The sequence below is a fragment of the Streptomyces sp. NPDC013157 genome (genome assembly GCF_042899865.1).
In the GTDB taxonomy this organism is placed as follows: Bacteria; Actinomycetota; Actinomycetes; order Streptomycetales; family Streptomycetaceae; genus Streptomyces.
The window spans coordinates 42,312-63,516 of the sequence record NZ_JBIBAK010000002.1; the positions used below are offsets into that span (position 1 = coordinate 42,312).

Below are 21,205 nucleotides of genomic sequence, written 5' to 3' on the forward strand. Positions count from 1 at the left end.
GTAGTCCTTTACTTGCGGGACGCCCGTGCGGGCACGATCAGGGTGAGGACGGCGGCGACGGCCAGCGCGAGCAGGACGGCGGAGCCCGTCAGCGCGGTGCCGGAGCGGGCCGCGATGTCGGCGGCCGCGTGACCGGTGGAGACGGTGGCGGCCACGGCCGTCAGAATGCTCAGGGCCAGTGCGCTGCCGATCTGGTGCACGGTGTTGACCAGGCCCGAGCCGGCCCCCGCGTCCTCACGTGCGACGCCGTCGACGCCGCTTGAGGTCATCGGGGCCAGTGCCAGGCCCTGGCCGGCGCCGATGATCACCATCGGCAGGGCCACACCGGTCAGGTAGGGGGTGTACAGGTCCAGGCGGCTCAGCCAGGCCATGCCCACGGTCGTCAGCGCGACCCCCGCGGCCAGGACCCGGGGCCTGCCGAACCGCTCCAGCAGCCGGGGCACGCGGACCGCGAAGACGAAGTTGACCAGCGTCATCGGCAGGAAGGCCAGGCCCGCCTGCAAAGGCGTCCAGCCGTAGACGCTCTGCACGAACTGCGCGGTGAAGAAGAAGAAGCCCATCATCGCGCCCATGTAGAGCATCCGGGTGACGTAGGCACCGGACCGCTCGCGGCTCGCGAACAGCCGCAGCGGCACGATCGGCTGCGCGGCCCGCCGCTCCACCGAGACGAACACCACCAGCATCGCTACGCCCGCCGCGAGGGGGAGCAGCGTGGCCGGTGCCGTCCAGCCGTGGTCGGCGGCGTTCACGATGCCCCAGACCAGCGCGGTCGAGCCCACGGTTGCCAGCAGCGCCCCGGCCACGTCGAACCGGCCGCCGCGACGCTCGGTCTCGGGCAGGAAGCGCACCGCCAGCACCATCATCACGATGCCGATGGGCACGTTCAGGAAGAACCCCGCCCGCCACGAGATGAGGTCCGCGACCAAACCTCCCACGACCAGCCCGAACGCCGCGCCGAGACCGGCGACAGCGCTGTAGGCGGCCATCGCCCGGTTGCGGGCCTCGCCCTCCGCGAAGCTGCGCGTGAGCAGGGAGAGCGCGGATGGAGCCAGAACGGCGGCGCCGACGCCCTGCAGCGCCCGGGCCGCGATCAGCCACCAGGCGCTCTGGACGGCGCCCACCAGCAGCGAGGCCAGCGAGAAAACCACCAGCGAGTACAGGAAGACCTTGCGGTGGCCGAAGAGATCACCGGCGCGCGCTCCCAGGAGCAGCAACCCGCCGAAGACCAGTACGTAGGCGTTGGTGATCCACGACAGGCCCGTCTCGGAGAAGCCCATGTCGGAGCGGATCTGCGGCAGCCCGGTGAACACGATCGAGTTGTCCAGGATGACCATGAAGTAACTGACGCAGATGATCGCGAGGATCAGTGTCGAGTGCGCCGGGCCGTGGGAGGACCGACGCTCCAGGTGTGCCTGTCGGCGCGGTGCGGTGGTCCTGTCGCCGCTCGGCACCCCCGGGCGGCCCGAGTCGGCGACTGGCCCGGCGGGGGCATCGCCGGTGTCGTGGGTGGCTGCTATGTGCACGGTCTTCCTCGTGTCGATCGGGAGTGCGGCCCGATTCCGGGGCCACCAGTTGCTGGCTTCTCCCAGGTAACGGCACCTCGAGGGGCAGTGGGAGTCACTGCTCTTCCAGGTACTGGCAGTACCTCGCAGGCCCCTCCAGGCCGACCTACCGTGGATGAGCCGGCACACCGCGCAGGTATCTCGAGAGGAGTCCGCCGTGCCCCGTACTCGACGTCAGGTCCGGTCCGGCGGTCGACGCGACCGGCCCCGCCCGAGCCGGGCCCCCGTTCCCGGACCGATGTGCCAGCCGGCGTTCGGGCGACGCTCGAGATGAGCTTCCTCCGTGACGGCTCACGCCGGGAGCTGTCCACCGAGGGCGCGACAGCCGAAGACACCAGGAAATGAGCATGACCGACCACACCAAGAAGGACGTGGCCGCCGAGGTGCGGGAGTTCCTCAGCACCCGGCGGGCCAGGATCACCCCCGAGCAGGCCGGGCTGCCGGTCTACGGCGGAAACCGCCGCGTCGCGGGGCTGCGGCGCGAAGAGGTCGCCCTGCTGGCAGGCATGAGCGTGGACTACTACGTCCGCCTGGAGCGCGGCAACCTCGCCGGCGCATCGGACTCGGTCCTCGAAGCCCTCGCACACGCCCTGCAGCTCAACGAGGCCGAACGCACCCACCTCTACGATCTGGCCCGGGCCGCCAGCCCGTCCGGCCGCCGGCCGGCGGTGACCTCCTCGCGCGTCCGGCCGACGATTCTGCGGCTGCTCGACTCGATGACCGGCGTGCCGGCGTTCGTCCGCAACGCCCGCTTCGACATCATGGCCGCCAACGCCCTGGGACGAGCGCTGTACGCGCCTCTGTTCGACTCACCGCTGTTCGCGCAGCGCGGACCGGTCAACAGCGCCCGCTTTCTGTTCCTCGACCCCGCCAGCCAGGACTTCTGGGTCGACTGGGACAAGGGCGCCGACGATGCCGTCGCCTTCCTGCGCACCGAGACGGGCCGCGCGCCGCACGACAAGGCCCTCACCGACCTGATCGGCGAACTGACCACCCGCAGCAGCGACTTCGCCCGCAGGTGGGCACAGCACGACGTGAAGTTCCACCGATCCGGCGCGAAAAACCTTCACCACCCGCTCGTCGGCGACCTCGCCCTGCCCTACGAGGCGATGGAACTGCCCTCCGACCCCGGCCTGCGCCTCAACTTCTACACACCCGAGCCGGACTCCCCGGAGCAGCAGGCCCTGGACCTGCTCGCGAGCTGGACGGCCACCGGCACGGTCGTGCCCTCCGGCAACGACTGACCCCCGCACGAACGAGGGAGAACCACTCCATGCAGTACCGACCGCTGGGCCGTACCGGCGTCCAGGTCAGCCCGCTGTGCCTGGGTGCGATGATGTTCGGACCTTGGGGCAACGAGGACGAGGCCGACTCGATCCGGATTATCCACCGCGCTCTCGACGCGGGTATCAATTTCGTCGACACCGCGGACGTCTACTCCGCCGGCGTCTCGGAGGAGATCGTCGGCAAGGCGCTGAAGGGCCGTCGCGAGGACGTCTTCCTGGCCACCAAGTTCTTCATGCCGATGGACCAGGACGACCCCAACCAGCGGGGCGGTTCGCGCCGCTGGATCATCCGCGCGGTCGAGAACTCCCTGCGGCGGCTCGGCACCGACCACATCGACCTCTACCAGGTCCACCGCCCCAGCCCCGACACGGACGTCGCCGAGACCCTCGGCGCCCTCACCGACCTGGTCCGCCAGGGCAAGGTCCGCTACCTCGGCTCCTCGTCCTACTCCGGCTCGCAGATCGTCGAGGCTCAGTGGACCTCGCGTGAGCGGCATCTGGAGCGCTTCGTCACCGAGCAGCCGCCGTACTCGATCCTCGTGCGCGGCATCGAGGAGGACGTGCTGCCCACCGTGCGCCGGCACGGCATGGGCACCCTCACCTACAGCCCACTCGCCGGCGGCTGGCTCTCCGGCCGCTACCGCAAGAACGCCACCGAGGGACCGGCCTCGGCCGCCCGCCCCCAGGCCCGCTTCGATATGAGCACCCCCGCCAACCAGCGCAAGCTCGACGCCGTAGAACAGCTCGCCGCCCTGGCGGACAAGGCCGGCCTCCCCCTGATCGAACTCGCCGTCGCCTTCGTCATCAACCACCCCGGCGTCACCTCCGCGATCATCGGACCGCGCACCATGGAACAGCTGGAGGCGTTCCTGCCCGCCGCCGACATCACCCTCCCCTCCGACATCCTCGACGCCATCGACGAGATCGGCGCCCCGGGCGTCACGGTCAACCCGGTCGACAACAGCTACGGAGACTTCGAGCTGCGGGCCGACCAGCGGCGCCGCTGACATGAGTCGGCTCGGCCAACCGAGCCGGAACACCATCACGGCCCACCGGAGAACAACCGCCCCGGGCGCTCCACCGGCTTCCCGGCCGGTGCGAGCCCACCTCGGCGCTGCAAGTGCGGCACTGAGAAATAGCGCTCCTCGCAGCAGATCGCGGTCACTCGAAATCGAAGAGACCGCACATGTCAGGCTTCGAACCGACGGGTGTTTCCGGGCGACAGCCATCTTCGCGCCCCTGTCGCCCGGGTAGCGTCACGGCTGAGCGGCAACACGCGGCAACCGTCCGCAGAAGCGGTGCGGGCCGGAGTGCCTGCGCGGCGGCGTATTCGTGGCCCTGTTCCTGCCTGCGGATTTTCTGGGCCGCTCGCGAGGAAGCGCACAGGTTCACAAAATCCTGAGCGGCGGCGCGGGGGAACCCGTACGCGAATGCCCGGACAGGTAGGGCTACGTGCACGGGTTGTGGCTGCTATCAGCTGTCAGGTCGGGCGGTGCATGGGCAGGGAGTACAGGGCCGCGAGGGCAAGATGGCTTGGTTCGTTCGGTCCTGCCGAGTTGTTGACGAGTGCTGAGGCGCGGGCCACGCTGCTGCGTCTCGTGCACGTCCGGTCTTGGTGACGAGGCTTCGCGCGTGGAAGGAGCTGGCTTCCACGCGTTCGAGTACGCGGCGGACCCGGGCGCGGTCGGCGCGTCGGGGATTGAGCGGGTGCACCAGAGGGCGGCAGGCCTTGCGGAAGGCTTCCAGCGCCTGATCGAGATCAGGTGCATCGGGTGCGGGCTTCGGGGCACCGGCCTTCGGCGCGCAGTGCGCGAGGTGGTCGAGAATGGCAAGCAACTCCGTCAGACGCATTTCGGCGACCGTGTGGACACTCGTGGGGACGACCGGCGCGGCTGCCAGAATCCCGCACCCGGCCCCCAGAACGGTCTCCTGGATGCGTAGGGCGAGCAGCTCCGGGGAGAGCGTATGCAGCAGTGCGAGCACCATGCTGAGCGAGCCGGTGCTGAAGAAGGTCACCGCCCAGTAGCTGCCGGAGGGGATGTAGAACATCCTGGACGTCGCACTGGCGATCGCGTTGGGCGGGGACTGCCTGGCCGATGTCGGCATGCTGCGGGCCGAGCCGGCCGTGTTCGGCGCGGTCGCCTCCGACCCGACGGTCTCGCGTCTGGTCGACGCCCTCGCCGGCTCTGGCGAGAAAGCCCTGCAGGCCATCCTCGCCGCACGGGCCGAAGTGCGCGAAAACGTCTGGCGGTTGGCCGACCGGAAAGCGCCTGATGCGGTCGGGTCGGTGACTGTCGACCTCGACGGGGTGCTGGTGATCGCGTACTCGGACAATGAAGACGCCGCTGCGACATGGAAGAAAACCTACGGTCATCACCCGCTGGTGGGGTTCGTCCACCACCGGCGCCGTCGAAGACCGCTCCGTCCTGGTCGGCGCCCTGCGCGCGCTCGCCCCCCGCGCACCGCGAAGCGGTGGTCCGCGTCCACGTCATGGGTCAGGCGGGCGAGGACGTCGCCGCACAGCCGGGCGTTCGGCGCGGGGCGGTCAAGTCCCGTACCCATCACGGTGTCCGTGCGCTGCGGGCGGAGTCGGCGCGGCGGCCTGAGCGCCCGCTCCCACGGCGGAATGCCGCGCTGACACCTTGCGGGGGCCACGGCCGCACCCCGTGGCGCCGTTGAGACATGTCGCAGGTGTGACACCGGAGGCCAGTGACATGCTCACCGCCACAGCAGATTCTGTCGGACATCGCGTGACTCCCAGCTGTACGAGAGGTGCTTGGCTGATGGCATGGATCCGCCTGACGGCGGCGATATCGACAGGATTGCTGCTGGCCGCCGGAGGCGTACCGGCCGCCTCCGCCCGGACGCCCCAGGACACCGCGGCGCGACCCGCCGACGGCCAGGGCGCGCCGCCCGTGACCGTACGCCTGGTGACCGGCGACCGCGTGACGGTATCGCCGGGGGCAGACGGCCGCCGCGCCGCCTCGGTCGAGCCGGGACCCGGCCGTGCGGGCATCGTCTTCCGCACGTACCAGGAGGACGGCGGCGACCTGACGGTGCTGCCGTCGGACGCCGCGGACCTGGTCTCCGCCGGGACGCTGGACCGGCGTCTGTTCGACGTCTCCACCCTGATCGCCCAGGGCTACGACGAGGCCGGCACCTCCGCGCTGCCGCTGATCGTCTCCGCCTCCCCGCGCGGCGGCGTGGCCCGGACGACCGCGAAGAGCGAGAAGGCCGCGGCCGCCGTCGCGGACCGGGTCGCCGCGTTCAACGAGGCATCGGCCCCGGTGCGGACCCTCGCCAGTATCGGCGCGCGGTCGCTGCGCGTCGCGGACGACGACCTCGGCGCCTTCTGGAAGGCCTTGAACCCGGGCGACGCCGAGGGCACCGCCCGCGCCGCCGCGACCCCGCGGGTGTGGCTGGACGGCCGGGTCGCACCGGTGCTGGACCGCAGCACGGCGCAGATCAACGCGCCTGCGGCGTGGAAGGCCGGGTACGAGGGCCAGGGCGTGAAGGTGGCCGTGCTGGACACCGGTGTGGACGCCGCCCACCCCGATCTGGTGGGCCGGATCGCGGAGTCGAAGGACTTCTCGGGCAGCGGGAACACCGTGGACCACTTCGGGCACGGCACGCACGTGGCGTCGATCGTCGGCGGTACGGGCGCGGCGTCCTCCGGTTCCCGCAAGGGTGTGGCGCCGAAGGCGGAGCTGCTGATCGGCAAGGTGCTCGGCGACGACGGCTACGGCTCGGAGTCGCAGGTCATCGACGGCATGGAGTGGGCGGCCGCCGAGCACGCCAAGGTCGTCAACATGAGCCTCGGCTCCGACGAGCCGACCGACGGCACCGACCCGATGAGCCAGGCCCTCGACACGCTGTCCGCTTCTGGCGACACCCTCTTCGTCGTCGCGGCGGGCAACGCGGGCGAGAACGGGGACTCCACGATCGGTTCGCCCGGTGCGGCCGACGCCGCGCTGACGGTGGGCGCTGTGGACCGCGACGACTCCCTCGCCTCCTTCTCCAGCCGCGGTCCGCGCCTCGGCGACAAGGCCGTCAAGCCCGACGTGACCGCCCCCGGCGTCGGCATCGTCGCCGCGCGCGCGTCCGGCACCACGATGGGCGACCCGGTCGACGCGAACTACACGGCGGCGTCCGGCACCTCGATGGCGACCCCGCACGTGGCGGGTGCCGTCGCGCTGATCGCCCAGCAGCACCCCGGCTGGACCGGCCAGCAGTTGAAGGACGCGCTGATCAGCACCGCCCACACCGTGCCGGGCACGAAGGTGACCGAGCAGGGCGGCGGCCGGATCGACGTCGCCGCGGCCATGGGCGCGGTCACGGCCACCGGCAGCGTGCTGCTGCCCGCCGTCCAGCTGGGCGGCGACAAGCAGCAGTCGGCGACCCTGCACTACAGCAACACCGGTGACAAGGCAGTGGACCTGAAGCTGAGCGTGGCCCTGGCCAACTCCGACGGCGTGGCCCTGACGGCCGGTGTCGTCACGCCCGGCGCGAACACCGTCCACCTCGCCCCCGGCGCCTCCGCCGACGTGCCGCTGAGCACCGACCCGAAGGACGCCAAGCGCGGCGCCTACTACGGCTACGCCACCGCGACCGGCGCGGACGGCACCGTCCTCGCCCACACCACGCTCTCCCTGGTCGTGCACGCGCCGCAGCACAGGCTCACCGTGATCGCCCGCGACCGCGCGGGCAAGGTGCTGCCGGGCTGGCTGCCGACGATCTGGGGCCAGGACGGCTTCGTCTCGTACACCAGCGCCGACCCCGCGGTCGCCGTCGTCGAGGAGGGCACCTACCAGGTCGACTTCAGCACTTTGGACAACGCCTCGGACGGCCAGGAACTGGTCGAGGTGATCAACCCGCAGGTGAAGGTCTCCAAGGACACCACGGTGACGCTGGACGCCTCCAAGGTCACCCAGGTGCGGATCCGCACGCCCGAGCCCGCCGAGCAGCGGGGGATCCTCAGCTACCAGACGTACCGGCGCATCGAGGGCCACGGCCTGATCCAGGGCGTGATGTTCTTCGACGTCGCCAAGCGCATCTACGTCAGCCCGACCGCGCAGGTCACCGACGGCACCTTCGAGTTCGCCTCGCGCTGGCAGATGACGGCCCCGCAGTTGCGGGCGAAGGTGTCCGGCACCTCGGCGCCCTTCGTCCCGTACTACCTGCCGACCTCTCCGGTCTTCGACGACAAGGGCGTCCGGCTGACCGCGGTGGACGCCGGAGCGGGCACCGCCGCGGACCTCAAGGCCGCCCATGTGCGCGGGAAGCTCGCTGTCGTCCGCTACGACTTCGGCAACGACGCCGAGCTGGCGAAGGCCGCCGCGGACGCCGGGGCCAAGGCGCTGATGCTCGTCATGCCCGAGGGCTTCTTCCCCTGGACGCGCTGGCAGCCGGAGGGCGACCGCCTCGCGCTCCCGATCATGCGCGCCGGCGCGACGGAGGGCACCGACCTGCTGAAGCGCGCCGGTGAGCACACCACCACGGTGGACTTCTCCGGCACGGTGAAGAGCCCCTACCTGTACGACGTGATGCAGGTGTCCCAGCAGCGTGTTCCCGAGAAGCTGGTGTACACGGTCAGCGAACGCAACAGCGCGGTGGTGAAGGCCGCCTACACCCGCACCGGCGCCTCGGCCTGGGGGAGCGAGCAGCGTTTCGGCTGGCGCCCCTACCAGGAGTTCGCCTGGAACCAGTACACCCGTGACGTGCCGGTGGGACAGCAGCGCACCGAGTACGTGACGGCCGGTGACACGTTGTGGAGCCACACCGTGCACCACGACACCGTCATGGACCGCGACCTCGAGCTGGGCGTCGGCATGCAGGACGCCGCCCGCACCTACCGGCCCGGACAGCACGCCGCGGAGAAGTGGTTCGCGGGGCCGGTGCGCCCGTCGATCCCGCACGGTGTGACGGGCTGGCCCGGCTCGGTGCGCAACGGCGACACCTTGTCCCTGTACATCCCGGAATTCACCGACTCCCAGTCCGGCCACTGGTCGTTCGCGGAGGCCAGCTCGCTGGGTGGAGGTGTTGGCTCGGGTGCCGCGGTGTCCGCGGTGGGCGACCCGAGCGACGTGGCCCACGCCGAGGTGTACCGCAACGGCCGGCTCGTGGCGCAGTCCGGCACCGGGGCCTGGGGCGGATTCGAGGTGCCCGCGGGCAAGGCCGGCTACCGGCTCGACCTCACCACCGCCCGTACCTCCGCCGACTGGCAGTTCGGCACCGGCACCAGGACGTCCTGGACGTTCACCTCGGACACCGCGGCGACGGCCACGCTGCTGCCGCTGCTCCAGGTCGACTACAGCGCGCCGGTGGACCTCCGCAACGCGGTGGGTCCGCGCCGGTCGCACACGCTGGGTCTGAACGTACGGATGCCGGACGGCCTGGCCGCCCCCCGCGGGGTTACGGTCAAGGTCGAGGCGTCGTACGACGACGGCCGTACCTGGCACACCGCGCACACCGCCCGCACCGCGCGGCACGGCGGCACGCGGTTCACCGCCGCGGTCGAACGGCCGTCGGGGGTGCACGGGGACGCGTACGTCAGCCTGCGGGTGACCGCGGTGGACGCCGCGGGCAACACCGTGCGGCAGACGGTCGACCGCGCCTACCTGCACCGCGGCCCCTCCTCGGGGCGGTGACGGCGGCCCCGCGGAACGGCTGAACGACGGCGGGTGCCCGGGCGGAAGCCCGGGCACCCGCCGTTTGCTTGCCCGGTGGTGGCTCGCGGTGCAAACTTCAACGGGCCGTTCCGCTTCTCGGAGCCGGCCTCGGCGAGGGAGGGGCACGGCATGCTGGAGGCGGCAGGTCTCACGGCGACCGAGGAGACGGTCTACCGGCTCCTGGTCGGGACCGCCACCGCGTCGGCCCAGGAGGTCGCCGACCGGACCGGGCTCCCGCTCGACTCCGCCGAGGCCGTCCTCGCGGCCCTGCGCGGCAAGGGCCTCGCCAGCCCCACCGACCGCGATCCGCTGCACTACGCCGCCGTACCGCCCGACGTGGCGCTGCTGCCGCGGTTGCAGCGCAACGCCGACGCGCTCGACAAGGCCCGTACCGCCGTCACCGACCTCCTCGACAGCTACCGCAGTACGCGCCGCAGGCACGACCCCGGCCAGCTGATCGAGGTCATCACCGGAGCGGAGGCGCTGCGCCAGCACCTGCGGCAGATGCAGGACAACGCGCGCCACGAGATGCTCTGGTTCTGCAAGGCGCAGTATGTGGCGATGCCCTCGGGCAGCAACCGCGCCGAGTACGACGCCCTCGCCCGCGGGGTGCGCTACCGCGTGTTGTACGAGCAGGCCTTCTTCGACGACGAGGGCGCCGTCGACAACGTCGTGGAAGGTGTGCGCGCCGGTGAGGTGGCCCGGTCGGTCCCGCACCTGCCGCTGCGCCTGGCCGTGGCCGACCGCGCCATCGCCATCTGCCCGCTGGTCCCCGGTGGGCCCCAGGGCAGTCCCCATGTGGCGACGGCCGCGCTGGTGCGGGGCAGCAGCCTGCTGGAGGCGCTCATCTCGCTCTTCGAGCGCTACTGGGAGACCGCGGTCCCGCTGAACGTCAGCGCGTCCGGCGGAGTGGAGGGCAGCGACGGGGTCGTCGATGCCGACCCGCTGACCGAGACCGACCGCCGGCTGCTCTCGCTGCTCGTGGCGGGTGTCGCCGACAAGGCCATCGCGAGTCAGATGGGGCTGAGCAGGCGCACCGTGCAGCGCCACATCCAGCACATGATGACGCTCGCCGGCGCCGACACGCGGATGCAGCTCGCCTGGCAGGCCGCTCGCCGCGGCTGGCTCTGAATCCCGCCGCTCCAGGCGAACTGCTCGTCAGTCCTGGTGGGTTGCCGTCCGGTGCGGGGCCGGCCCGGGCGCGGCCGAGCCCGTACGGACCGGTCACGGCGGCGGCCGGGCCGCGGGCCCGGGACCCCTGGCATTCGCCGGAGCGTTCCGCCCTCGTCGCGGACTCGGCCGGTCGGCGGGGCGCTTGAACCATGAGCCGCGCGTCGTGCACTCTCGTTGGCCGAGTCCGCTCACGGCCCCGGCCGTGCGGGCACGAGCGGGAGCGGTCCGCATGGCAGCGGTTCACCGTCGTGATCGAAGGCCCTCACATGTGCCGGCCGAGTCCCGGGCCCATGGACTCCCTCTGACGGGGTCGCAGCCACGCACCGGCGCGGCCATCGAGCGATCCGGGCGCAAGAGACATCCCATCACAGGTTCACAACATTGATGGGATGGATCTGCCATCGACATCCCATGACACAGGCCTCCAGTCGCGCGTTCTGACGGAATTCTCCAGGGTCTTCTTCCGACCTCTAGACAACCCCCTCGCGACCACCCTATAAACATCCCATCTCTCCAGTTGCGACACCCAACCGTCGCATCGGCGTAACAACTCCGCCTACGGGACCAGCGCGAGGAAGTACCCATGAGACTCAGAACCGCACTCGGCTCCACCGCGTCCGTCGTCTGTGCGCTGACGCTGCTCAGCGCGTGCAGCAGCGGCTCCGGCACCTCCGCCTCGTCGAGCGACAAGCCGCTCGTGGGCGTCGACTATCCACGGTCCGACACCGACTTCTGGAACTCCTACATCAAGTACACGCCCGACTTCGCGAAGCAGCTCGGCCTGTCCCTGAAGACCACGAACTCCCAGAACGACGTCGCCAAGCTCACCGCCAACGCGCAGACGTTCATCAGCCAGGGCGTCAAGGGCATCGCGATGGCGCCGCAGGACACCGCCGCCATCGCGCCGACCCTGGCCCAGCTGGAGGCGAAGAAGATCCCCGTCGTCACCGTCGACACCCGCCCCGACACCGGCAAGGTGTTCATGGTGGTGCGGGCCGACAACCGCGCCTACGGCGAGAAGGCCTGCCAGCTCCTCGGCACGAAGCTCGGCGGCAAGGGCAAGGTCGTCATGCTGGAGGGCGGCCTCGACTCGATCAACGGCCGTGACCGCACCGAGGCATTCAACGACTGCATGAAGAAGAACTACCCCGGCATCAAGGTGTTCGGCGAGGCCACGAACTGGGACGGCGCGGTCGCCGCGCAGAAACTGCAGACGGACCTCACCGCCAACCCGGACATCAAGGGCGTCTACATGGAGTCCAGCTTCGGCCTGTCCGGCACGCTGCAGGTGCTCAAGCAGAAGGGCCTGCTGGTGGATCCGAAGGACAAGAAGCACGTCTTCATCGTGTCCAACGACGGCATCCCCGAGGAGCTCAAGGACATCGCCGCGGGCAAGATCGACGCCACCGTCTCCCAGCCCGCCGACCTGTACGCCAAGTACGCCCTGTACTACCTCAAGGCCGCGATCGACGGGAAGACGTTCAAGCCGGGCAAGACGGACCACGACAGCACGATCATCCAGGTCCGTGACGGTCTGCTGGAGGACCAGCTCTCCGCTCCCCTGGTCACCGCCGACGGCGGGACCTACGGCGGCGTTCCCAGCGTCAAGAGCGACGACACGTCGCTGTGGGGCAACCACCTCGGCTGACCTGCCCGGTCAGGGACCCAACGGCTATCCAGAACAAGGCGGTTGAGATGAGTGACGGGGAGCGTACTGTCACCCCCGCGCCCGCCCCGGCGGACGACGGGCGGGCCCCCGCGGCCCCGCCCGTCGTCGAGGCGACGGGCATAGTCAAACGATTCGGCCCGACGGTGGCCCTGAACGGCGCCCGGATCACCATCCGGCCCGGCGAGACCCACGCACTCGTCGGCCGCAACGGAGCCGGCAAGTCGACCCTCGTGTCCGTCCTGACGGGCCTGCACGCCCCCGACGAGGGGACGGTCACCTTCGGCGGCGACCCCGCACCGCGGCTCAGTGACCGCGACGCCTGGCGCCGGCGCGTCGCCTGCGTCTACCAGAAGTCGACGATCATCCCCACGCTGACCGTCGCCGAGAACCTCTTCCTGAACCGGCACCACCACGGCCCCCACCGGCTCATCAGCTGGACCGGCGTACGCCGCCGGGCCCAGGAGCTGCTGTCGGCCTGGTCGGTGGACGTCGACCCGCAGTCACCGGCCGGCGACCTCAGCGTCGAGCAGCGGCAGTTCGTCGAGATCGCCCGGGCACTGTCCTTCGGGGCCCGGTTCATCATCCTCGACGAGCCCACCGCGCAGCTCGACGCGGCGGCGATCAACCGGCTCTTCGACCGCATCCGCGACCTGCAACGCCAGGGCGTGACCTTCCTGTTCATCAGTCATCACCTACAGGAGGTCTACGAGATCTGCGACGTGGTGACGGTGTTCCGCGACGCGGCGCACATCGTGACCGCGCCGGTCGCGGAACTGCCCCGCACCGAGCTGGTCGCCGCCATGACCGGTGAGGCCGCGTCGGACCGGCGCCAGGAGCGCACCGGCAGCCTGGACGAGAGCACCGTGCCCGCGCTGACCGTGCAGGGCCTGGGCAGCGACGACACCTACACCGACGTCACTTTCCGGGTGGGAGCCGGGGAGATCGTCGGCTTGGCGGGCGCCGCCGCCAGCGGGCGTACGGAGGTGGCCGAGACCGTCGTAGGACTGCGGGCCGCGGCGACCGGGGAGCTGGAGATCGCCGGGCGCCGGCCCCGGCCGGGCAGTGTGCCCGCCGCGCTCGCGGCCGGCGCCGGGTTCGTGCCGCAGGACCGGCACCACCAGGGCTTCGTGCCGGACATGTCGATCGCCGACAACGCGACCCTGTCCGTGCCCAGGCGGCTCGGCAAGAACGGCTTCCTCAGCCGCGGACGGCGCGACCGGCTGGCCGAGGGCATGATCGAGAACCTGGCCATCAAGACCCCCGGACCGGAGCTGCCCGTCTCCGCCCTGTCCGGCGGCAACCAGCAGAAGGTCGTCATGGCGCGCGCCCTGGCCGACGACCCCCGGCTGCTGGTCCTGATCAACCCGACCGCCGGCGTGGACGTGCGCTCCAAGGAGTTCCTCCTCGGCAAGGTCGAGGAGACCGCCGAGTCCGGCACCGGCGTGCTCATCGCCTCCGACGAGCTGGACGACCTGCGCATGTGCGACCGGATCCTGGTGATGTTCCAGGGCCGGGTCACGACCGAGATACCCCGCGGCTGGCACGACCACGACCTCGTGGCCGCGATGGAAGGAGTGGACCTCGATGCCTGAAACCGTCCTCGCGGACGCCGCCGCCCAGTCCGTCGACCCCGGGCAGAAGCGCACCGCGCTGCTCGGCGGCCGGATCCCCCTGGCCCGGCTGCGCGATCTGGCGCTCGTTCCCGCGATCGTCGTCATCGCGATCGTGGGCCAGATCGTCAACCCGGTCTTCCTGCAGGCCGACAACCTCATCAACGTCCTGCAGACCATGTCCGAGATGGCCCTGCTGGTCCTCGCCCAGACGATGATCCTGATCGTCAAGAAGATGGACCTCTCCCTGGAGTCCACGATGGGCCTGGCGCCGGGCGTCGCGGCCTGGCTGGTCGTCCCGGCCGGGGCCGGACACGGACTCGGTCTGCTCCCGGGCGCCTGGGCGGTCCCCATCACCCTCGCCGTGGGCGCGCTCGTGGGTGTGATCAACTCTCTGCTCATCATCCGCTTCGGCCTCAACGGCTTCATCGTCACGCTCGGCATGCTGATCGTGCTGCGCGGCATCCTCACCGGCATCTCCGGCGGTCAGACCTTCTTCCAGCTGCCGCAGTCGATGCTCTACACCGGCACCGCCGAATGGTTCGGCATGCCCGCCTCGATCTGGATCTGCCTGGCCCTGTTCGCCGTCGCGATCGTGGTACTCGGCTGGACCAGCTTCGGCCGCTCCCTGTACGCCATCGGCGGCAACGTCGACGCGGCGAAGGCGGCCGGCATCCGCACCGACCGGGTGCTGTGGATCGTCATCGTCACCGGCAGCGTGCTCGCCGCCCTCGCCGGGCTGATGCTCTCCGGACGCCTGGCCTCGGTCGCCTCCGCGCAGGGCAACGGCTACATCTTCACCGTCTTCGCCGCCGCCGTCATCGGGGGCATCAGCCTCAACGGCGGCAGGGGCACCATGTTCGGCGCGTTCTGCGGCATCCTGCTGCTCTTCATGATCCAGAACGTGCTGACGCTGGCCGGTGTCCCCGCCCAGTGGATCGGCGCCCTCAACGGCCTGATCATCCTGGTCGCCCTCGCCATCTCCCGTATCACCGGCGGCAAGGTCCAGGAGTGACCCGGGCGGCCCACCGGCCGCCCCGCCTCCGTCGCGTTCACGTCTCGTCGCAGGGGAAACCGTCTCCCCTGCCCCTCACAGGAGTTGCCGCCATGTCCTCCCCCGTGCCCCCGTCAGCCCGCATCACCGCCCTGGACGTCCTGGACGTGCGGTTCCCGACCTCCGAACACCTCGACGGCTCGGACGCCATGAACCCCGAGCCCGACTACTCCGCCGCCTACGTGGTCCTGCGCACCGACGCGGGCGACGGACTGGAGGGCCACGCCCTGGCCTTCACCACCGGACGCGGCAACGACGCCCAGGCCGCCGCCATCGCCACCCTCGCCCCGCACGTGGTGGGCCTCTCCGTGGAGCAGGTCTGCTCCGACCTCGGCGCCTTCTCCCGCTCCCTGGTCCACGACCCCCAACTGCGCTGGCTGGGGCCGGAGAAGGGCGCCATCCACATGGCGACCGGCGCGGTCGTCAACGCCGCCTGGGACCTGGCCGCCAAGCGGGCGGGCAAGCCCGTGTGGCGTCTGCTGGGCGAGATGTCACCGGAGGAGCTCGTCGCCCAGGTGGACTTCCGCTGGCTGTCCGACGCCCTCACGCCCGAGGAGGCGCTGGAGATCCTGCGGCGGGCCGAACCCGGCCGTGAGCAGCGCATCGGCCGCCTCCTCGACCAGGGCTACCCCGCCTACACCACCACCCCCGGCTGGCTCGGCTACTCCGACGAGAAGCTGGCCCGCCTCGCCCGCGAGGCCGTCGCGGACGGCTTCACCCAGATCAAGCTGAAGGTGGGCGCCGACCTGCAGGACGACATACGGCGCCTGCGCACCGCCCGCGAGACCGTCGGCCCGGACATCCGCATCGCCGTCGACGCCAACCAGCGATGGGACGTCCAGCCCGCCATCGACTGGATGCGGGCTCTGGCCCCCTACGACCCGTACTGGATCGAGGAGCCAACCTCCCCCGACGACATCCTCGGCCACGCCGCCGTCCGCAGGGCGCTGAGCCCCATCAAGGTCGCCACCGGCGAACACATCGCCAACCGTGTCGTGTTCAAGCAGTTGCTGCAGGCCGGCGCGGTCGACATCGTCCAGATCGACTCCGCACGCGTCGGCGGCGTCAACGAGAACATCGCCATCCTGCTGCTGGCCGCGAAGTTCGGCGTGCCCGTCTGCCCGCACGCCGGCGGCGTCGGCCTGTGCGAGATGGTGCAGCACCTGTCGATGTTCGACTACGTCGCCGTCTCCGGCACCACCGAGGACCGGGTCATCGAGTACGTCGACCACCTGCACGAGCACTTCGTCGACCCGGTCCGCATCGTCGGCGGCCACTACCTCGCGCCGACGCTGCCCGGACTGAGCGCACAGATGCACCCCGCCTCCCTCAAGGAGTACAGCTACCCCGACGGCCCGGTCTGGTCCGCCCGTGTCTGAACCGCTGCCCCTGGTCGACGCCCACCACCACGTGTGGGACCTGGACCGCCGGCCCCAGGCCTGGCTCGACGAACCGGGCCACGAGCCGATCCGCCGCAGCCACGGCATCGAGGACCTGCGACGGGCCGCCGACCGGCCCCTGGCGGGACGCCGGCTGACGAGCACGGTGGTCGTGCAGTGCGTCACCTCCGTGGCGGAGACGGCGGAGCTGCTCGACCTCGCCGCCCAGGACCCGCTGGTCGGCGCGGTGGTCGGCTGGGCGGACCTGACCTCCCCCGCGGTCGGCGACGTACTCGACGAACTGCGCTCCGGGCCCGGGGGCGGGTATCTGCGGGCCCTGCGCCACCTGGTGCAGGGCGAGTTGGACCCGGAGTGGCTGCAACAGCCGACCGTCGAGCGGGGCCTGCGCGCCGTACAGCACCGGGGCCTCGGCTACGACGTGCTCATCCGCAGCCACCAGTTCGACCAGGCGGCCCGCCTCGCCCAGCGGTTCCCGGACCTCCCGCTCGTGCTGGACCACGCGGGCAAACCGCCCATCGGACAGCCCGGGTTCTCCGACTGGGTGCGCAAGGTGCGCGTGCTGGCGGGCCACCCGCAGGTGCGGTGCAAGGTCTCCGGACTGATCACTGAGGCGGACCACCGCACCTGGACGATCGACGACATCCGCCCCGTCTGGGAGGTCCTGCTGACCGCCTTCGGTCCCGAGCGGCTGATGTTCGGCTCCGACTGGCCCGTCTGCGTGCTCGCCGGAGGCTGGTCCCGCTGGGCGGCCACCGTCGAGCGCCTGCTGGACGACTGCTCGCCGCACGAGAGGCACGCGGTGCTCTGCGAGACGGCGACCGCCTTCTACCGCCTGTCCGACCACGAGAACCAGAAGTAAGGAGAGGACTGCGTGCTGCTGACCGAACTGCTGCACCCCGGCATCCTCGAAGCACTGGCCGGAGCCGGGCACGGTGCCCGTGTCCTGCTCGCCGACGGCCACTACCCCGCCAGCACCGCCGTCGGCGAACGAGCCAGAACCGTCCACCTCAACCTGGCCCCCGGCACCCTCGACGTCACCACCGTCCTGGACGTGCTGCTGCGCGCCCTGCCTGTGGAGTCGGCGCAGGTGATGGTGCCGCCCGAGGGCGAGCCGGAGCCGGCGGCCATCGCCGAGTACCGCTCCCGACTGGCGCCGGTTCCCGTCGACACCCTCGGCCGCTTCGCGTTCTACGACGCCGCCCGCTCCCCCGACCTGGCCCTCGCCGTCGTCACCGGCGACACCCGTACCTACGCCAACCTGCTGCTGACCATCGGTGTCCGCGCGGAAGGGACCCTGACCCCACGATGACCCTCGCCGTCCGATACACCTCGGCCCGCACCCTGGACACCACGCCGGCCACCGCCTCCGAGCCCGGCCCCGGCGAAGTGGAACTCGCCCCCGCCTACGTCGGCATCTGCGGCACCGACCTGCACATCTTCCACGGCGACATGGATGCCCGGGTCGCCACGCCCGCCGTACTGGGACACGAGATGGCAGGCAGGATCGTCCGCGTCGGACCCGGCGTCGAGGGCTGGCGGCCCGGGGACGCGGTGACCGTGATGCCCCTGCGCTGGGACGGCACCTGCCCCGCCTGCCGCGCCAGGCATCAACACGTCTGCCAGCACCTGGACTTCATCGGCATCGACTCCCCCGGCGCCATGCAGCAGCGCTGGACGGTGCCCGCCTCCACCCTCATACGGCTGCCCGACACCCTGCCCCTGGACCAGGCCGCGCTCGTCGAACCGACCGCGGTCGCGGTGCACGACGTGGGGCGGGCAGCAGTGAAGAACGGCGAGAAGGTCGTCGTGGTCGGCGGCGGACCCGTCGGCATCCTCATCGCCCTGGTCGCCCGTGCCGCCGGCGCCGAGGTGCGCGTGGTCGAACTCAACGCCCACCGCAGGTTGCTCGCCGAGGAGTTGGGCCTGAGCACCTGGAACCCGGCCACCGCCGACATCACCGCACTCGTCCAGCAATGGACGGGCGAGGCGGGAGCGGACGTCGCCTTCGAGGTCTCCGGCGCGGCGGCCGGTGTCGACACCGCCGTCGACGTCCTCGGCGTGCGCGGCCGGCTGTGCCTGGTCGCCATCCACCCACGACCCCGCGAGATCAACCTGCACCGCTTCTTCTGGCGCGAACTCACCCTCGTCGGGGCCCGGTTGTACGACCGCGGGGACTTCGAGCGGGCCGTCGCCCTGGTCGCCGACGGCACCATCCCCGCCCAGCACCTGATCACCAAGATCGTGCCGCTGACCGAGGCGCCGGCCGCCTTCGAGGCGCTGGAGAGCGGCGGAGACGTGATGAAGATCCTCGTGGACTGCACCGACGACGCCCAGGGAGCCGCCGTATGAGCGTCTTCGACCTCACCGGGAAGCTCGCCGTCGTCACCGGCGCCCGCCGTGGCATCGGTCAGGCGATGGCCCGCGCCCTCGCTCAGGCCGGCGCCGACATCATCGGTGTCAGTGCCCACCTGGAGGAGTCCGGCAGCCAGGTGGAGAAGGAGGTGCTGGCCGCCGGGCGCTCGTTCGAGGCGATCCGCACCGACTTCGCCGACCCCGCCGCCGTACGCGCCCTGGGCGAGAACCTCGCCGGACGCGAACGCCCGGTGGACATCCTCATCAACAACGCGGGCACCATCCGCCGCATGCCGGCCGCCCAGCACAGCGACGCGGACTGGGAGTTGGTGCTGCAGGTCAACCTCACCGCGCAGTTCGCGCTCACCCGGGCCGTGGGCGCCACCATGGTGGCCCGGGGACACGGCAAGGTCGTCTTCACCGCCTCCCTGCTCAGCTACCAGGGCGGCATCACCGTCCCCGGCTACACCGCCGCCAAGCACGGCATCGCCGGACTGACCAAGGCGCTGGCCAACGAGTGGGCGCCGCACGGCGTCAACGTCAACGCCATCGCCCCCGGCTACATCGCCACCGACAACACCCAAGCCCTCCAGGACGATCCGGCCCGCAGCAGGGCCATCCTGGAGCGCATCCCCGCCGGACGCTGGGGCACCGCCGACGACCTCGCCGGCGCCGCAGTCTTCCTCGCCTCCCCCGCCTCCGACTACGTCCACGGCACCACCCTGCCCGTCGACGGCGGATGGCTCGGACGATGACGACCGACCTGGCCTCCGTACTGGCGGGGTCGCGGCTCCTGCCCGTGCTCACCGTGGCGTCCGTCGCGAGTGCCGGCCCCCTGGCCGACGCACTCGCGGCGGGCGGCGCCCGCTGTGCGGAGGTCACCTTCCGCACGCCGGACGCCGAGCGGGTCGTGAAGGCGATGGCGGCGCACGGCGCTCTGACCGTCGGTGCCGGGACCGTGCTCACCGCGGAGCAGGCGGAACGGGCCGTGGCGGCCGGGGCCCGCTTCCTCGTCTCGCCCGGATACGACGACGAAGTCGTCGACAGGGCACGCAGGTTGGGGGTGCCGGTCGTGCCGGGCGTGGCGACGGCGAGCGAGTTGATGCGCGCGTTGAAGGCGGGCCTCGACACGGTCAAGCTGTTCCCCGCCGAACCGCTCGGCGGCACCGGCCTGCTCCGCGCACTCGCGGCGCCGTTCCCGCAGGCGCGCTTCGTCCCGACCGGCGGCATCGGCCCCGGCCGGCTGCCCGCCTATCTCGCCCATCCGTCGGTCCTCGCCGTGGGCGGCAGCTGGATCGCCACTTCTGGCCACCTCGAGCGCGGGCAGTACGACGAGATCCGCCGGCTGACCGCCGAGGCGGTGGAGAGGACGGCACCGTGACCGACGTGATCGCCCTGGGCGAGGTCATGCTGCGCTTCGACCCCGGCGAGGGCAGAATCCGCACCGCCCGCACCTTCCAGGTGTGGGAGGGAGGCGGCGAGTACAACGTCGTACGCGGACTGCGCCGCTGCTTCGGCCTGCGCACCGCCGTCGTCACCGCCCTCGCCGACAACGCGGTCGGCCGGCTCGTGGAAGACCTGATCCTCCAGGGCGGCGTCGACACGTCGCACATCCGCTGGGTCGCCGCGGACGGCACGGGGCGCACGGCCCGCAACGGCCTGAACTTCGTCGAGCGGGGCTTCGGCATCCGCGGCGCGCTGGGCGTGAGCGACCGCGCGAACACGGCCGTCTCCCAGCTGCGCAAGGGGGACGTCGACTGGGACGCGGTGTTCTCGGCCGGAGTGCGCTGGTTCCACACCGGCGGCATCTTCGCCGGGCTGTCCGACACCACCGCCGACGTCGCCGACGAGGCCATGGCGGCCGCCCGCCGCCACGGTGTCACGGTCTCCTACGACCCCAATTACCGGCCCAGCCTCTGGGACGGCCGGGGTGGCGCCGAACGCGCCCGCGAGACCGACCTGCGCCTGGCCCGGCATGCGGATGTCGTCGTGGGTGCCCTGGGACTCGCGGGCCCGCATCCGGGCTCCGTGCGGTTGACCGACGACGAGGTGCCCGAGGCGCTCGCCTCGGTCGCATCCCTGCTGCCGCAGGCGAGAGTGCTGGCGACGACTCTGCGCGCAGTGCCCTCGGCCGGGGTCAACGACTGGTCCTCGCTCGCCTGGTCACCCGAGACCGGTCTGGTCAGCGGCCCCCGCTTGCCCGGTCTGCACGTCCTGGACCGCATCGGCTCCGGCGACGGCTTCGCCGCGGGACTCGTCTACGGCCTGCTCACCGGTGCGGGCCTGGAGCGCGCCCTCGCCTACGGCACCGCGCACGGCGCCCTCACCATGACCACGCCCGGTGACGTCTCCATGGCCACCCTCGCCGAGGTCGAGGCGCTCCTCGCGGGCGCCACGGCACACGTCCGACGCTGAACCACCCCTCCCGGGA

16 protein-coding genes and 1 pseudogene are annotated in these 21,205 nt (G+C 71.5%); 15 read left to right on the forward strand and 2 right to left on the reverse strand.

The window, feature by feature from the left end; translation table 11 throughout:
- Positions 1–8: 8 nt before the first annotated feature.
- On the reverse strand, positions 9–1,523 hold the full coding sequence (locus ACFY6U_RS05615) for an MFS transporter (RefSeq protein ID WP_390035251.1): 1,515 nt from the start codon (positions 1,521–1,523) through the stop codon (positions 9–11).
- A gap of 386 nt (positions 1,524–1,909) precedes the next feature.
- Between ACFY6U_RS05615 and ACFY6U_RS05620 the strand changes: the two genes are divergently transcribed.
- Positions 1,910–2,806 carry a helix-turn-helix transcriptional regulator gene (locus ACFY6U_RS05620; RefSeq protein WP_390035252.1) on the forward strand — a complete coding sequence of 299 codons (897 nt, stop codon included), beginning with the start codon at positions 1,910–1,912 and terminating at the stop codon, positions 2,804–2,806.
- 29 nt (positions 2,807–2,835) lie between these two features.
- Complete coding sequence (locus tag ACFY6U_RS05625) at positions 2,836–3,855, forward strand: aldo/keto reductase (RefSeq protein ID WP_390035253.1); 1,020 nt, start codon at positions 2,836–2,838, stop codon at positions 3,853–3,855.
- A gap of 466 nt (positions 3,856–4,321) precedes the next feature.
- Here ACFY6U_RS05625 and ACFY6U_RS05630 read toward each other — a convergent pair whose 3' ends face one another.
- A complete protein-coding gene (locus ACFY6U_RS05630) occupies positions 4,322–4,897 on the reverse strand; it encodes a hypothetical protein (protein WP_390035254.1) in 576 nt (191 codons plus the stop codon).
- Between ACFY6U_RS05630 and ACFY6U_RS05635 the strand changes: the two are divergent.
- The 13 genes and pseudogenes from ACFY6U_RS05635 to ACFY6U_RS05695 form a co-directional block, all read left to right on the forward strand.
- A pseudogene (locus tag ACFY6U_RS05635) lies at positions 4,896–5,249 on the forward strand (transposase); the annotation flags it as partial. The gene ACFY6U_RS05630 and the pseudogene ACFY6U_RS05635 overlap by 2 nt on opposite strands.
- 382 nt (positions 5,250–5,631) lie before the next feature.
- A complete protein-coding gene (locus ACFY6U_RS05640) occupies positions 5,632–9,495 on the forward strand; it encodes a S8 family serine peptidase (protein ID WP_390035255.1) in 3,864 nt (1,287 codons plus the stop codon).
- A 150-nt stretch (positions 9,496–9,645) separates the two neighbouring features.
- Complete coding sequence (locus ACFY6U_RS05645; RefSeq protein ID WP_390035256.1) at positions 9,646–10,647, forward strand: helix-turn-helix domain-containing protein; 1,002 nt, start codon at positions 9,646–9,648, stop codon at positions 10,645–10,647.
- A 625-nt stretch (positions 10,648–11,272) separates the two neighbouring features.
- The gene (locus tag ACFY6U_RS05650; RefSeq protein ID WP_390035257.1) at positions 11,273–12,337 is read left to right on the forward strand and encodes a sugar ABC transporter substrate-binding protein; all 1,065 of its coding nucleotides are present in this window, start codon (positions 11,273–11,275) and stop codon (positions 12,335–12,337) included.
- Between the two features lie 47 nt (positions 12,338–12,384).
- Positions 12,385–13,950 carry a sugar ABC transporter ATP-binding protein gene (locus ACFY6U_RS05655; RefSeq protein WP_390035258.1) on the forward strand — a complete coding sequence of 522 codons (1,566 nt, stop codon included), beginning with the start codon at positions 12,385–12,387 and terminating at the stop codon, positions 13,948–13,950.
- The gene (locus ACFY6U_RS05660; protein WP_390035259.1) at positions 13,943–14,983 is read left to right on the forward strand and encodes an ABC transporter permease; all 1,041 of its coding nucleotides are present in this window, start codon (positions 13,943–13,945) and stop codon (positions 14,981–14,983) included. Before ACFY6U_RS05655 ends, ACFY6U_RS05660 begins: the two co-directional genes overlap by 8 nt.
- A 92-nt stretch (positions 14,984–15,075) precedes the next feature.
- Complete coding sequence (locus ACFY6U_RS05665; protein WP_390035260.1) at positions 15,076–16,401, forward strand: L-fuconate dehydratase; 1,326 nt, start codon at positions 15,076–15,078, stop codon at positions 16,399–16,401.
- Positions 16,394–17,281 carry an amidohydrolase family protein gene (locus ACFY6U_RS05670; protein WP_390035261.1) on the forward strand — a complete coding sequence of 296 codons (888 nt, stop codon included), beginning with the start codon at positions 16,394–16,396 and terminating at the stop codon, positions 17,279–17,281. Before ACFY6U_RS05665 ends, ACFY6U_RS05670 begins: the two co-directional genes overlap by 8 nt.
- A 12-nt stretch (positions 17,282–17,293) precedes the next feature.
- Positions 17,294–17,731, forward strand: a complete 438-nt coding sequence (locus tag ACFY6U_RS05675; RefSeq protein ID WP_390035262.1) for an RbsD/FucU family protein — start codon at positions 17,294–17,296, stop codon at positions 17,729–17,731.
- The gene (locus ACFY6U_RS05680; RefSeq protein ID WP_390035263.1) at positions 17,728–18,771 is read left to right on the forward strand and encodes a zinc-binding dehydrogenase; all 1,044 of its coding nucleotides are present in this window, start codon (positions 17,728–17,730) and stop codon (positions 18,769–18,771) included. The genes ACFY6U_RS05675 and ACFY6U_RS05680 overlap by 4 nt, the downstream gene beginning before the upstream one ends.
- Positions 18,768–19,529 (forward strand): SDR family oxidoreductase, encoded by a 762-nt coding sequence (locus ACFY6U_RS05685; protein ID WP_390035264.1) that lies wholly within the window; start codon positions 18,768–18,770, stop codon positions 19,527–19,529. Before ACFY6U_RS05680 ends, ACFY6U_RS05685 begins: the two co-directional genes overlap by 4 nt.
- Complete coding sequence (locus tag ACFY6U_RS05690) at positions 19,526–20,155, forward strand: bifunctional 4-hydroxy-2-oxoglutarate aldolase/2-dehydro-3-deoxy-phosphogluconate aldolase (RefSeq protein WP_390035265.1); 630 nt, start codon at positions 19,526–19,528, stop codon at positions 20,153–20,155. The genes ACFY6U_RS05685 and ACFY6U_RS05690 overlap by 4 nt, the downstream gene beginning before the upstream one ends.
- Positions 20,152–21,189, forward strand: coding sequence for a PfkB family carbohydrate kinase (locus ACFY6U_RS05695; protein ID WP_390035266.1), 1,038 nt, complete (start codon positions 20,152–20,154; stop codon positions 21,187–21,189). The genes ACFY6U_RS05690 and ACFY6U_RS05695 overlap by 4 nt, the downstream gene beginning before the upstream one ends.
- Positions 21,190–21,205: the final 16 nt, after the last annotated feature.